Annotated in this window: 11 protein-coding genes; 8 read left to right on the forward strand and 3 right to left on the reverse strand. The window is 53.0% G+C overall.

Going from position 1 to position 12,934, the window contains the following annotated elements:
* Positions 1-97: 97 nt before the first annotated feature.
* The 8 genes from HYQ67_RS07615 to yejF all read left to right on the forward strand — a co-directional run bounded on the left by HYQ67_RS07615 (position 98) and on the right by yejF (position 10,303).
* Positions 98-1,102, forward strand: a complete 1,005-nt coding sequence (locus HYQ67_RS07615; RefSeq protein WP_202302974.1) for a GTP-binding protein — start codon at positions 98-100, stop codon at positions 1,100-1,102.
* A 19-nt stretch (positions 1,103-1,121) separates the two neighbouring features.
* On the forward strand, positions 1,122-1,826 hold the full coding sequence (locus tag HYQ67_RS07620; RefSeq protein ID WP_202302976.1) for a phosphatase PAP2 family protein: 705 nt from the start codon (positions 1,122-1,124) through the stop codon (positions 1,824-1,826).
* Between the two features lie 422 nt (positions 1,827-2,248).
* Positions 2,249-2,815: a bifunctional murein DD-endopeptidase/murein LD-carboxypeptidase gene (mepS, locus tag HYQ67_RS07625; protein WP_202302978.1), complete on the forward strand. Its 567-nt coding sequence runs from the start codon at positions 2,249-2,251 to the stop codon at positions 2,813-2,815.
* Positions 2,816-3,058: 243 nt separating this feature from the next.
* A complete protein-coding gene (locus HYQ67_RS07630; protein ID WP_202302980.1) occupies positions 3,059-4,645 on the forward strand; it encodes a cyclic di-GMP phosphodiesterase in 1,587 nt (528 codons plus the stop codon).
* 130 nt (positions 4,646-4,775) lie between these two features.
* The gene (locus HYQ67_RS07635) at positions 4,776-6,584 is read left to right on the forward strand and encodes an extracellular solute-binding protein (protein ID WP_202302982.1); all 1,809 of its coding nucleotides are present in this window, start codon (positions 4,776-4,778) and stop codon (positions 6,582-6,584) included.
* Positions 6,585-6,592: 8 nt separating this feature from the next.
* Positions 6,593-7,690 carry a microcin C ABC transporter permease YejB gene (locus HYQ67_RS07640; protein WP_202302984.1) on the forward strand — a complete coding sequence of 366 codons (1,098 nt, stop codon included), beginning with the start codon at positions 6,593-6,595 and terminating at the stop codon, positions 7,688-7,690.
* Positions 7,687-8,712: a microcin C ABC transporter permease gene (locus HYQ67_RS07645; RefSeq protein ID WP_202302986.1), complete on the forward strand. Its 1,026-nt coding sequence runs from the start codon at positions 7,687-7,689 to the stop codon at positions 8,710-8,712. The genes HYQ67_RS07640 and HYQ67_RS07645 overlap by 4 nt, the downstream gene beginning before the upstream one ends.
* Before the next feature lies 1 nt (position 8,713).
* On the forward strand, positions 8,714-10,303 hold the full coding sequence (yejF, locus tag HYQ67_RS07650; RefSeq protein WP_202302987.1) for a microcin C ABC transporter ATP-binding protein YejF: 1,590 nt from the start codon (positions 8,714-8,716) through the stop codon (positions 10,301-10,303).
* Between the two features lie 10 nt (positions 10,304-10,313).
* Here yejF and HYQ67_RS07655 read toward each other — a convergent pair whose 3' ends face one another.
* From HYQ67_RS07655 to rsuA, 3 genes are all read right to left on the reverse strand, one after another.
* On the reverse strand, positions 10,314-10,658 hold the full coding sequence (locus tag HYQ67_RS07655) for a YejG family protein (RefSeq protein ID WP_202302989.1): 345 nt from the start codon (positions 10,656-10,658) through the stop codon (positions 10,314-10,316).
* Between the two features lie 338 nt (positions 10,659-10,996).
* The gene (locus HYQ67_RS07660) at positions 10,997-12,193 is read right to left on the reverse strand and encodes a Bcr/CflA family multidrug efflux MFS transporter (protein ID WP_202302991.1); all 1,197 of its coding nucleotides are present in this window, start codon (positions 12,191-12,193) and stop codon (positions 10,997-10,999) included.
* Positions 12,194-12,208: 15 nt separating this feature from the next.
* Positions 12,209-12,916, reverse strand: a complete 708-nt coding sequence (gene rsuA / locus HYQ67_RS07665; protein WP_202302993.1) for a 16S rRNA pseudouridine(516) synthase RsuA — start codon at positions 12,914-12,916, stop codon at positions 12,209-12,211.
* Positions 12,917-12,934: the final 18 nt, after the last annotated feature.

Consider the following 12,934-nt stretch of genomic DNA (forward strand, 5'->3'; position numbering starts at 1 on the left):
TAAAGCGGCCTTGTTTAGCTACAGGCCCTTTTAGGACTTCTTTTTTTCCCCAATGTTGTTCAGGATACAGGCTGATCTTAACGCCTCCGGAGCAACTGTGACCAAAACCAATCTGATTACCGGTTTTCTTGGCAGTGGAAAAACCACCACTCTTCTTCATCTGCTGGCGAATAAGCCCGGTGACGAAAAATGGGCCGTACTGGTCAATGAATTTGGCGAAGTAGGCATAGATGGCGCCCTGCTTGCCGACAGCGGCGCCCTGCTCAAAGAGATCCCCGGCGGTTGTATGTGCTGCGTCAACGGTCTGCCTATGCAGGTGGGTCTGAATACGCTGCTGCGCCAGGGAAAACCAGACCGCCTGCTGATTGAGCCAACCGGCCTGGGCCATCCTAAACAGATCCTCGATATGCTGACCGCCGATGTCTACCAGCCCTGGATTGACCTGCGGGCAACGCTGTGTCTGCTTGATGCTCGCCAGCTGCTCGATGAGCGGAGCGTCAATAATGACAACTTCCGCGATCAGCTCGCCGCCGCAGATATTATTATCGCGAATAAACGCGACCGGGGGACGGATGAAAGTCAAGAGGCGCTGGAACAGTGGCAACGGCAGTTTGCTGATGAGCGCAGCGTCATCCCGACGCAAAATGGTCAGATAGATATCAGCCTGCTGGATAAGCCGCGGCAGAATCTGCGTCGCCTTCCTGCAAGTCAGGAACATAGCCATGCTCATGCGGCGAACCGCGGCCTCGCGGCGCTGAATTTACCCGGACACCAGCGCTGGAGACGCAGCATAAATAGCGGCCAGGGCTACGTGGCCTGCGGCTGGATTTTCGATGCTGACACCGTTTTTGACACCGTTGGTATTCTTGAATGGGCGCGCCTGGCACCGGTCGGCAGAGTAAAAGGCGTGGTGCGAATTGCTGAAGGCCTGGTGCGTATCAACCGCCAGGGCGATGATTTACACATCGAAACGCAGAACGTTGCCCCCCCGGACAGCCGCATAGAATTAATAAACGACCATGATACTGACTGGAACAGCTTGCAAAGCGCCCTGTTGAAGCTACGTTTAAGCTCGCAAGTCTACCCTCCCGTGTCGACATAAGATTTTGAAAAACTGCATCATGAAAATACATTTACCACTCATTCTGTTACTTAATGCCCTGGGACTGACGCTGTTCTTTAGCTGGTATCTCCCTGAAAATCATGGTTTCTGGTTCAACCTGGACTCCGGTATTTTCCATTTCTTTAATGGCGGGCTGATTAAAAGCCATGCTTTCGCAGTCCTGCTGGCGGTGACCAACAACCGGGTGTTTGACGGCATCTCCCTGCTGGCTATGGGGGCTCTGTTCCTCTGGTTCTGGTGGCGTGAAACGCCAAAAGGACGCCGACGCCTGGTCATTATGGGTATTGTGCTGCTGCTTAGTGCGGTGATCATCAATCAGCTGGGGCATTTAATTCCGGTCTCTCATCGGAGCCCTACGCTTTATTTCAGCGATATTTATCGCGTGAGCGAGCTGCTGCACTTCCCGACGAAAGATGCCTCGAACGACAGTTTCCCGGGCGATCACGGCTTAATGCTGCTGATGTTCACCGGTTTCGTGCTGCGTTATTTTGGTCCGAAAGCGTTCATTATTGCGCTGCTTATTTTCTTGGTTTTCGCCTCGCCAAGGATAATGATCGGCGCCCACTGGTTTACCGATGTGTATGTTGGGTCGCTGTCAATTGCGCTGGTTGGCCTGCCGTGGGTGCTATTAACCCCACTCAGCGATGGGTTAATTAACCTCTTCGATCGCTATTTGCCAGGCAAAAATAAAACAAGTCATTAACAGTAAATAAACATAGTCTGCGGTAAATTAGCAGGGAGCGACAGGGCTCCCTGCGTTTTTTAATCAGGGCCGCGAAAGTGGCGAATATTTAACCTCTCCTTCAGCCCTGTGCCACTAAGGCCTTGCTCGAAACCACCGCATTTTTGACTAACAATTATGCAAAGTGACTTTTCTTCTTATAACATCACAATTTCTTATAAAAAACTGGTGAAAACCTCTCGCCATGCCTGTGTCGATCGGTTAATCTCAAATGCGTTTTGCGCCTCTAACCTAAATTATTCCCTTGTGAATTAAAATGTGCGTTAAGCCACATTTCTGTTCAGTAATAATTGTTTCAGGGCGCTTAGCTAATTAGTCTCGTCACGTTGGTATTTTTGTATAACGATTCGTATCGTTAAGGACATCAAGGGATAATAAACAAAATGGTCAAATCTCAACCTATCTTGAGATATATCTTGCGGGCCATCCCCGCTGTTGCTGTGGCAGTGATGCTGTCAGCATGTAGTTCGACAAACACCGCAAATATGCATTCTGAGACGCATGCAGTCAGTAATGAAGATGGTTTTTTACTGCAAGCCTCTCAGGATGAATTCGAAGAGATGGTCCGTAACGTAGATGTGAAATCACGTCTCATGGATCAATATGCTAGCTGGAAAGGCGTGCGCTACCGTCTGGGTGGCAGCACTAAGAAAGGCATCGACTGTTCCGCATTCGTGCAGCGAACTTTCCGTGAGCAGTTTGGTTTAGAGTTGCCTCGTTCAACGTCTGAGCAGCAGGATACGGGTAAATCTGTGTCACGCAGCAAACTTCGCACCGGCGATTTAGTGCTGTTCCGTGCAGGCTCTACGGGCCGCCACGTAGGGATTTATATTGGGAACAACCAGTTTGTTCATGCATCCACCAGCAGCGGTGTGATGATCTCCAATATGAACGAACCCTACTGGAATAAACGTTACAACGAAGCACGTCGCGTATTAAGCCGTAGTTAACTCTTTTCTTACTGGTCGTTAAATCCCTTGGCTACCAGACGAGACGAAATCTAAAAACGCTGCCCCGGCAGCGTTTTTTGTTGCCTCTTTCAGGACTCAATAGCGCCCTCGCCCGTTCTAACTATTCATATAAATTATTGTTCCGTGGCGAAACTATATGACTCAATGACGGCTTTTACGCTATAGTCAGAAAAAATCCCATACAAACTATGCGTCTCTTGCATCAGCAGGAACATTGCACCGATGCCTTCAAAAAAAATCTTTGCCCGCTATTTTTCCAGTCCGCGACAAATTGCCTCATTCAGCATTTTGTTTGCCCTGCTGAGCGCTTTGCTTTTTGGCGGCATCACAAGCCTGGTGCTGCATAATAAACGTGAGTCCAGTTACGATGTGCTGGCACGGGATATACGAAGCTACCTAAGACATTTTTTTGAGGACCTTCATGCCACCGCGGACGGTATTCAGGCGTTAACCGTTGCGGACTGCAAATTGGTCACCGGTGAGCTGACCTCCAGAGCCGCCTTCAACGTCAACGTCCGCGCGTTTCTCCTTATTAATGACGGCATCGCCTACTGCTCATCGGCCACCGGCTCGATGCACATGACCATGAAAGATCTGATGCCGGATATCGATTTAACGAAGAATGTCGACCTGGCAATTATGAGCGGCACGCCGATGATGCCGGGAAAACCCACCATCGCGGCCTGGTTTAAAAATTCAGCTGTCGATGGACGCGGTGTTTTCACCACGCTGAATGTGAATCTTACCCCTTACCTTCTTTTTACCGCCCGTCAGAGTCAGGTAATGTCCATGGCGATTGTGGTTGGGGACAAAGTGCTGACCACGCTATCCCCGGAACTACAGTTTACGCGCACGCTCCCCCCGGATCCGACACGCATCGCCAGCCTCAGTAATTATCCGATTCAAATTTATATCTATGGCACCGCCTGGCCCTCAGAGGATATTCAGCTCTCTATTCTGGCTGGGCTGATCTTCGGTCTGTTGAGCGGGGTGATGTGCAGCTATTTCCTTTCAGTTCGCATGCGGCCGGGCAAAGAGATCCTGACGGGCATCAAACGTGAACAGTTTTACGTGGTTTATCAGCCCGTCGTGGATGCGGAAGCGCTAAAGATGCAGGGCATCGAGGCGCTGATGCGTTGGGAACACCCCACCGCCGGGATGATCCCCCCGGACGCATTTATCGCCTTTGCAGAAGCCCAGCAGCTTATTGTGCCACTGACCCGTCATCTGTTTGAACTGATTGCTCGCGATGCAACTCAGCTGCAGGACATCTTTCCGCCCGGGGCAAAGCTTGGGATTAATCTTGCGCCCAGCCACCTTCATGCCCCGTCGTTTAAAGACGATATTCTGGCTTTTGCCGCCTCGCTGCCGCCTGACCATTTTCAGATTGTCTTTGAAATTACCGAACGCGATATGCTGAAAGAAAAAGAAGCCGTGGGGATCTTTGCCTGGCTGCACGACCAGGGCTTTGAACTGGCCGTGGATGACTTCGGCACCGGCCATAGCGCGCTCATCTATCTGGAGCGTTTCACGCTTGAATATCTGAAAATAGACCAGGGTTTTGTTAACTCGATCGGCCTTGAGACCGTCACCGCCCCGGTGCTGGACGCGGTGCTTACGCTGGCAAAACGCCTGAATATGGCGACAGTCGCTGAGGGGGTAGAAACCCGTGAACAGGCGAAATGGCTCATCGATCGCGGCGTCAATTTCTTACAGGGCTACTATTTCAGCCGTCCGCTAACGCTCCGCCAGCTTATTAGCTGGCACCAGTCAGGACAGGATGACGATGCGCTGAAAAACGCACATTAGTTTCACAATCTTTGCCGTCTAACTTATGATTTAGCCTCATGGTGATACAAAACGGTGGGTTTTAACCTGATAGTCGTTTCGGGAGTGAAGCGATGCTGGTTACCCCCTTCAACAAGGATTGACCAGATTGATGTTTGCACGCGCATCCCTTTTACTATGCCTTAGCCTGTTCACCCTCCAGAGCCTGGCGGAAAACATCAAAGAGAGCTACTCCTTTGCCGTGCTGGGAGAGCCGAAATACGCCGTTAACTTCACCCATTTTGATTACGTGAACCCGGCGGCTCCCAAGGGTGGCAATATCACGCTTTCAGCCATCGGCACCTTCGATAACTTCAACCGTTATGCGCTGCGCGGTAATCCCGGTGTACGAACGGAAACGCTATACGACCCGCTGTTTACCACCTCTGACGACGAACCCGGCAGCTACTATCCCTTAGTTGGCGAAATGGCTCGCTATCCCGATAACTTTGCCTGGGCCGAAATAGAAATAAATCCCAAAGCTCGCTTTCATGACGGCTCCCCTATTACCGCCAAAGACGTTGCCTTCACCTTTAATAAGTTTATGACCGAAGGCGTCCCCCAGTTCAGGCTGATTTATAAGGGGGCAAAAGTGAAGGCTATTGCCCCGCTGACCGTGCGCATTGAGCTGGCTCAGCCCAGCAAAGAGCGAATGCTGGGTTTGTTTTCTCTGCCGGTTTTTCCTGAGAAGTTCTGGAAAGATCATAAACTGAGCGAACCCCTTTCCCGGCCACCGCTGGCCAGCGGTCCTTATAAAATCACCGCCTGGCGCATGGGCCAGTACATCACCTATTCGCGGGTAAGGGACTATTGGGCAACCAACCTGCCGGTTAACCGCGGACGCTGGAATTTCGATTCTATTCGCTACGACTATTACCTCGACGATAATGTCGCCTTTGAAGCTTTCAAAGCCGGTGCGTTTGATTTCCGTGCGGAGAGTTCTGCAAAAAACTGGGCAACGCGGTATACCGGCAAAAATTTCGCCAATCATTTTATCGTCAAAGAAGAAGTGGAAAATGACGCGGCCCAGGACGCCCGCTGGCTGGCTTTTAATATCCAGCGGCCAATTTTCGCCGATCGTAAAGTGCGTGAGGCCGTCGGTCTGGTTTTTGATTTTGAATGGATGAACAAGGCGCTGTTCTACAGTGCCTATAGCCGTGCTAACAGCTTCTTCCAGAATACAGAGTATGCGGCGCGCAGCTATCCTGATGCCGACGAGTTGACTCTGCTTGCGCCAATGAAAAAGGCTCTCCCGCCAGAAGTATTCACCACGGTTTACACCCCACCTCAATCCAGAGGTGATGGCTTTGACCGTGACAACATCCTGAAAGCTCTGGAGCTGTTAAAAGAGGCGGGCTGGGAGCTGAAAAATCAAAAACTGATCAACGTGAAAACCGGCAAACCTTTCACCTTTGAACTGTTGATTGGTACGACGGGCAACACCCAGTGGGTATTACCTTTCCAGCACAATCTTGAGCGACTCGGGATAACGATGGAGATCCGCCAGGTGGATAACTCCCAGCTGACCAACCGTCTGCGTAACAGGGATTATGACATGATGCCAACCCTCTACAGCGCCATGCCTTATCCAAGCGCAGACGTGCAAATCTCCTGGGCCTCTGAGTACGTGGACTCCACCTATAACGCCCCCGGCGTGAAAAGCCCGGTTATCGATAAGCTCATTGACCAGATCATTGCCAATCAGGGCGACAAGAAAAAGCTGCTGCCGCTGGGGCGGGCGCTTGACCGTGTGCTAACCTGGAACTTCTATATGATCCCGATGTGGTACATGACGGCGGACCGTTTTGCCTGGTGGAATAAATTCTCAAAACCAGCCATTCATCCGTTGTATACCTCTGGATTCGATACCTGGTGGTATGACGTTAACAAAGCCGCGCGGTTGCCGGCACAGCGGCAATAAGGGGCATTGTGGGTAACTATTTATTCAGGCGTTTGCTGCTGATAATCCCAACCCTGTGGGCGATTATCACCATCAACTTTTTTATCGTGCAAATTGCACCCGGCGGCCCGGTAGACCAGGCCATCGCCGCGATTCAGTTTGGTCATGGTTCCGGTATACCCGGCGTCAGCGCTGATACCATGGGCAGCGGCCACGCCAGAGTGGGTGTGGATAACGCCACCGATAATCAGTATCGCGGCGCGCGCGGGCTGGATCCGGAAGTCATCGCTGAAATCACCCATCGCTACGGTTTCGATAAGCCGATTCACGAACGCTACTTCAAAATGCTCTGGGACTATGTGCGCTTTGATTTTGGCGACAGCCTGTTTCGCAGTGCTTCCGTGCTGAACCTCATCAAAGAAAGCCTGCCGGTCTCCATTTCGCTCGGCCTGTGGAGTACGCTGATTATTTATCTGGTATCGATTCCGCTGGGCATCCGTAAAGCCATCAGCAACGGCAGCCACTTCGATGGCTGGAGCAGTACCTTAATCATCATCGGCTACGCAATTCCGGCCTTTTTGTTCGCAATTTTATTGATTGTGCTGTTCGCAGGCGGCAGCTATCTGGACTGGTTCCCGCTGCGTGGCCTGGTCTCCACCAATTTTGACACCCTGCCCTGGTATGGGAAAATTACCGATTACCTGTGGCACATTACGCTGCCGGTGCTGGCAACGGTAGTGGGCGGGTTTGCCACGCTCACGATGCTGACAAAAAACTCGTTTCTGGATGAGATCCGCAAACAGTATGTGGTGACGGCGCGAGCGAAAGGACTGGATGAAAAGAAAATTCTTTATCGCCATGTCTTTCGCAACGCCATGCTGCTGGTGATAGCGGGTTTCCCGGCTACGTTTATCAGCATGTTCTTTACCGGCTCGGTACTTATTGAAGTCATTTTCTCACTCAATGGCCTGGGCCTGCTGGGCTATGACTCCACCATTTCACGCGATTATCCGGTCATGTTTGGCACGCTCTATATTTTTACGCTGATTGGCCTGCTGCTGAATATCCTCAGCGATATCACCTATACCTTTGTTGACCCGCGTATCGATTTTGAGGGGCGAGGATGAGCCGTTTAAGCCCGATTAACCAGGCTCGCTGGGCGCGGTTTCGCCAGAACCGCCGGGGATACTGGTCGCTGTGGATCTTCGCTATTCTGTTTGCCCTGAGCCTCTGCTCCGAGCTGGTGGCCAACGACCGGCCGCTGGTGGTGCACTATCAGGATAGTTTCTTTTTCCCGGCGCTGGTTAACTACAGCGAAAGCGACTTTGGCGGTCCGCTGGCGACCGCGGCGGATTACCAGGATCCGTGGCTTGCCGAACATCTGAGCCGGGATGGCTGGACGCTTTGGGCTCCGATTCGCTTTGGCGCGAACGCCATTAACTATGCCACTCCCGTTCCCTTCCCCTCCCCACCGAGCGCTCAAAACTGGCTGGGTACCGATGCAAACGGTGGCGACGTGCTGGCACGGCTGCTGTACGGGACGCGCATCTCCATTTTGTTTGGCCTGATGCTGACGATCTTTTCAAGCGTGATTGGCGTGCTGGCCGGGGCGGCGCAGGGTTATTACGGCGGACGGGTCGATTTATGGGGACAACGCTTTATCGAAGTGTGGTCAGGCATGCCAACCCTGTTCCTCATCATCCTGCTATCAAGCGTGATACAGCCCAGTTTCTGGTGGCTGCTGGGCATTACCGTGCTGTTCGGCTGGATGAGCCTGGTTGGCGTGGTGCGGGCCGAATTCCTGCGTACCCGTAATTTTGACTATATTCGCGCGGCACAGGCGATGGGCGTGGGTGATTGGGCGATCATGACTCGCCACATGCTACCCAACGCTATGGTCGCCACGCTGACATTTTTACCGTTTATCCTCTGCGGCTCGATAACCACGCTGACATCGCTGGATTTCCTGGGCTTTGGCCTGCCGCTCGGCTCGCCATCTCTCGGCGAGCTGCTGTTGCAGGGAAAAAATAATCTCCAGGCACCGTGGCTGGGCGTTACCGCCTTTGTGTATCTGTCTATCCTGTTAACGTTATTGATTTTTATTGGCGAAGCGGTGCGTGACGCCTTTGACCCGAGTAAGGCGCGCTGACATGACTCCCCCTCTGCTTTCCATCAATAACCTCTCCATCGCCTTCAGCCAGGGGACGGAAACCCGTCTGGTGGTTGACGATCTTTCACTGCAAATAGAGGCCGGAGAGACGCTGGCGTTGGTGGGTGAATCCGGTTCGGGCAAAAGCGTAACGGCGCTTTCCGTGCTGCGCCTGCTGCCCTCGCCGCCCGCCGTCTATCCCGGCGGGGAGATCTATTTTAAAGGACAGGAACTGTTAAAGGCGCCGGAACGCACGCTGCGGGGAATTCGCGGAAATAAAATCGCGATGATTTTCCAGGAGCCGATGGTCTCGCTCAACCCGCTGCACAGCATCGAAAAACAGCTCTACGAAGTGCTGTCGTTACACCGTGGCATGCGTCGCGAAGCCGCCAGGGCGGAAATGTTGACCTGTCTGGACCGGGTGGGGATCCGCAACGCTGCAAAACGTCTGGGCGATTTCCCCCACCAGCTCTCCGGCGGTGAGCGTCAGCGCGTGATGATAGCAATGGCGCTCCTTACTCGCCCTGAGCTGCTGATTGCCGACGAACCAACAACCGCGCTCGACGTGACGGTTCAGGCGCAAATATTACAGCTGCTGAAAGAGTTAAAGCAGGAGCTGAATATGGGCCTGCTGTTTATCACCCACAATTTGAGCATCGTCAGGCAGCTCGCAGATAACATCGCCGTCATGCGTAACGGCAAGTGCGTGGAGCAAAACAAAGCCGCTACGCTGCTTAAAACGCCGCAGCATGCTTATACGCAACAGCTGCTGGCCGCAGAACCCAGCGGCGAGCCGTGGCCTCTGGATGAAAGCCTGCCGCCGCTGCTAAAAGTTGAGTCGCTGGAGGTTGCCTTCCCCATCCGCCGCGGCCTGCTCAAGAAAACGATCGGCTATCATTATGGCATCAAAGGATTGAGCTTCTCGCTGCGTCCGGGAGAGTGCATAGGCCTTGTCGGTGAGTCCGGATCGGGGAAAAGTACTACCGGCATGGCGCTGCTACGGCTCATTCACTCCAGCGGTACTATCTGGTTTGACGGCCATCCTCTTCATGAACTGAATCGCAAAAAGCTCCTGCCGCTGCGCCACCGTATTCAGGTGGTGTTTCAGGATCCTAATTCAGCGCTGAATCCACGCCTGGACGTCCTGCAAATTATCGAGGAGGGGCTACGTGTTCACCACCCGGACCTCAGCCCTGCGGATCGTGAAAAGCGGGTCATTGCGGCTATGGCTGAAGTCGGTCTGGATCCCGATACGCGCCACCGCTACCCGGCAGAGTTTTCTGGTGGGCAACGCCAGCGGATTGCCATCGCGCGGGCGCTTATTCTTCAGCCCGAGATGATCATCCTCGATGAGCCAACCTCATCTTTAGACCGATCCGTTCAGGCGCAAATTCTGGCGCTGCTTAAGTCGTTACAGGAAAAGCACCGTCTGGCCTATATTTTCATCAGCCACGATCTGAAGGTAGTGAAGTCTCTGTGCCATCAGGTCATTGTACTAAGGCAAGGGGAAGTGGTTGAGCAGGGGCTATGTCAGGAGATCTTTGCAGCACCGCAGGCGGAATATACTCGCCAGCTTCTGGCGCTGGCCTGAAGCTGGCGAATCAAAAAGGATTGGTGCTGGAGAAGGATTCGGCAATCGCTACGCCAAAATTTTTCAGTCGGCAGGTCGCCGCAGATTCATCCTGTCGGTTCACAAACAGGCAGGGCTCGCCCTCACATTCCACCACGGAGCTGACCACTTCGATATCGCTTAACGCCTGGCTGAGCTTGTGCATGATTGGCCAGGCTTCTTCGCCGTCCTGGCTGAGCAGTTTCAGGCCGATAAGGCAGTTTTCAGCATTCTGACCGTGCTGCGGAATCGGTTCAACTCTTGAACCTGCAAAACCTGCCGACCAGCGGTAGCTCTGCGGTAAGCGATGAACGATGGAAAGCTGTAAGGTATTCAAAATCGTGTCCCCAGAAAATTCATACAATGTAGAGCTCAAATAGTTTACATAAAGGTTAACACATTGTTGCCAAATTGCGCATCGGCGCCAGGCAAACCGCTGACATCCGATGGAGTAATTAATATAATTTTTCAGTCCGAACGCTATATTTGTGCGCCAGCGCACGCATTTCGGCGCTATATGTAACGCTTTCTGCGATCTAACTCAACCTTTTTAACTACAAAGCGATGACTTTTTGTTGCAGCACCGTTTACATTCAAGAAACAAATTGTAGGCCTGCGGCGGGAAATTTTGTTGATTTGGATTAAGAAAGGGGCATGCAATATGCCCCTTTAGGATTAAGCTAAAGTCTTACGTGGACGGCTTGCGTAGAGATAGAAGAGGATCGAACAGGTGGCACAAACGGCGATAGACCAGATCATCGGCCACGCGGTGCTGAAGGTTGCCACAGACAGCAGCGCGCCGGTGAACGCACCAATGCCAAAACGAAATGTCCCGGCCAGCGACGACGCCGTTCCCGCCATATGGGGAAACTCATCGAGAATGACCGCCATCGCATTTGACGACACCATCGACACACAGCCAACAAAAGCAGCCACCCCAAGCACCAGCGCCCAGAAACCGAAATCAAACTGGGTGCTGACAACCAGCCAGATAGCCATTGCGAACTGCACATAAAGCCCCGTGCGGAACATCGCGAGCGCGCCGACGCGGCGTACGAAGCGGCTGTTAATGATGGTCATCACAAACAGAAAGACGATGTTAATCGCGAAATAGTAGCCAAAGTGCTGCGGCGCTACGTGGTTAAGCTCTATGTAAACAAACGGTCCGGCGCTCAGGAACGAGAACATTCCCGCGAAGCTGAACCCGCTTGCCAGCATATAGCTCAGCACACGCTTGTGGCGGAACAGCGTGGCGAAGTTGCCGATAGTGGTGCGCAGGTGGAACTTCTGACGATGTTCAGCGGGCAGCGTTTCGTGGATGAGGAAGAAAATCATCGCCGAAGCCAGCAGCGCCGCGATAGCCAGGATCCAGAAAATAGCGTGCCAGCTGAACCACACCAGTACCGCACCGCCCACCATCGGCGCGACCAGCGGAGCAATGGTCGTGATCAGCATGACGAACGACATCATGCGGGAGAACTCTTCTTTCGGATAGATATCGCGCATCAGCGCGTTGATCACCACGCTCGCCGCCGCTGCGGATAAACCGTGCAGGAAGCGCATGAAGATCAGATGATCAATGGTCTGGGAAAGCGCGCAGGCAATTGCCGCTGCGGCAAACACCAGCGTACCGCCCAGCACGACCGGCTTGCGCCCGATGCTGTCCGCCATCGGGCCGTAGAACAACTGACCGATAGCAAAGCCAAGTATGTAAGTACTTAGCGTCATTTGCGCGCTGCCCGCAGGCACGCCAAACTCAGAGGCGATAACCGGCAGCGCCGGCAGGTACATATCAATCGACAGCGGCATTAACATGGCCAGCAGGCCAAGAATCACCACAATTCCGACAGACGAGTTCTGCTTGATACTCAACGGTAACTCCCGAATTTAGCTTTTTGGCATGCCGACGCTGGCAATCTCTTCTTCTGTTAACGGGCGGTATTCACCCGGTTCCAGATCGTCGTCAAGACGGATCCCGCCGATACGCTCGCGGTGCAGACCAATCACTCGATTTCCTACCGCAGCAAACATACGCTTCACCTGGTGGTAGCGTCCTTCGCTGATGGTCAGGCGCACTTCGGTCGGGGTAATCACTTCAAGGGTAGCGGGTTTTGTCAGGTCTTTTTCATTATGTAGCTGAACGCCCTGCGCAAATTGCTCAGCGGTATCATCGGCTACAGGAGATTCAAGCGTGACCAGATAGGTTTTCTCGCAGTGGTGACGCGGCGATGTGATGCGGTGCGACCACTGGCCGTCATCGGTCATCAGCACCAGGCCGGTGGTGTCGATATCCAGGCGTCCCGCAGCATGTAACTTATAGGCGACGGGTACATCCAGGAAATACAGCACGGTTGGATGATCCGGGTCTTCGGTTGAGCACACGTAACCCTGCGGTTTGTTAAGCATAAAATAGCGTGGGCCGTTTTGCTGGTTCAACGGGTTGCCGTCAAACTCAACCTGGTGTTCAGGGCGCAGTTTGAAAGAGGCGTCACGCACGATTTCACCGTCGATAGTGATACGTTGAGCGCGGATTTCACGGCCAGCAATGGCACGGCTAACGTCCAGTTGCTGAGAGATAAATTTGTCGAGTCGCATTAAGTCTTGCCTGTGTCA

This window comes from Dryocola clanedunensis subsp. sulfonylureivorans, assembly GCF_016756775.1.
GTDB classification, from domain to species: Bacteria; Pseudomonadota; Gammaproteobacteria; order Enterobacterales; family Enterobacteriaceae; genus Dryocola; species Dryocola clanedunensis.

What these genes read in the sequence shown, in the direction of transcription:
- HYQ67_RS07620 (WP_202302976.1), top strand. Translation starts at nt 1,122, where the DNA reads ATGAAAATACATTTACCACTCATTCTGTTACTTAATGCCCTGGGACTG.
- mepS (WP_202302978.1), top strand. Translation starts at nt 2,249, where the DNA reads ATGGTCAAATCTCAACCTATCTTGAGATATATCTTGCGGGCCATCCCC.
- HYQ67_RS07630 (WP_202302980.1), top strand. Translation starts at nt 3,059, where the DNA reads ATGCCTTCAAAAAAAATCTTTGCCCGCTATTTTTCCAGTCCGCGACAA.
- HYQ67_RS07635 (WP_202302982.1), top strand. Translation starts at nt 4,776, where the DNA reads ATGTTTGCACGCGCATCCCTTTTACTATGCCTTAGCCTGTTCACCCTC.
- HYQ67_RS07645 (WP_202302986.1), top strand. Translation starts at nt 7,687, where the DNA reads ATGAGCCGTTTAAGCCCGATTAACCAGGCTCGCTGGGCGCGGTTTCGC.
- yejF (WP_202302987.1), top strand. Translation starts at nt 8,714, where the DNA reads ATGACTCCCCCTCTGCTTTCCATCAATAACCTCTCCATCGCCTTCAGC.
- rsuA (WP_202302993.1), bottom strand. Translation starts at nt 12,916, where the DNA reads ATGCGACTCGACAAATTTATCTCTCAGCAACTGGACGTTAGCCGTGCC.